This window comes from Sphaerotilus sulfidivorans (genome assembly GCF_013426975.1).
Taxonomy (GTDB): domain Bacteria; phylum Pseudomonadota; class Gammaproteobacteria; order Burkholderiales; family Burkholderiaceae_C; genus Sphaerotilus; species Sphaerotilus sulfidivorans.
Map to the genome: position 1 here is coordinate 1 of NZ_JACCPY010000098.1, position 442 is coordinate 442.

General features: G+C 68.8%; 1 protein-coding gene. It reads right to left on the reverse strand.

Annotation, left to right across the window (positions count from 1 at the left end; translation table 11 throughout):
• Positions 1-431, reverse strand: a 431-nt coding sequence (gene rfbC / locus HZU84_RS20105; RefSeq protein ID WP_180693131.1) for a dTDP-4-dehydrorhamnose 3,5-epimerase, incomplete at its 3' end; no start/stop codon positions are given.
• Between the last annotated feature and the right edge of the window lie 11 nt (positions 432-442).

The window sequence follows — 442 nt, forward strand, 5'->3', positions numbered from 1 at the left end:
CCCTCGCACTGCGGCGCGTACAGGTCGGTGGTCTTGTAGAGGAAGTCGGCCGTCTCGCTGGTGACGACGAAGCCGTGCGCGAAGCCCGGCGGAATCCAGAACTGGCGGTGGTTCTCGCCGGTCAGCTCGACGCCGGCCCACTGGCCGAAGGTCGGGCTGCCGCGGCGCAGGTCCACCGCGACGTCGAAGACCGAGCCGGAGACCACGCGCACCAGCTTGCCCTGCGCATGCGGCGGCAGCTGGTAGTGCAGGCCGCGCAGCACGCCGCGGCTCGAGCGCGAGTGGTTGTCCTGCACGAAGCGGACCGGGTGGCCCACCGCCTCGTCGAAGACCTTCTGGTTCCAGCTCTCCATGAAGAAGCCGCGCGCGTCGCCGAACACCTTCGGCTCGAGGATCAGCACGTCGGGAATGGCGGTGCGGATGATGTTCATGTCCTGGTCCT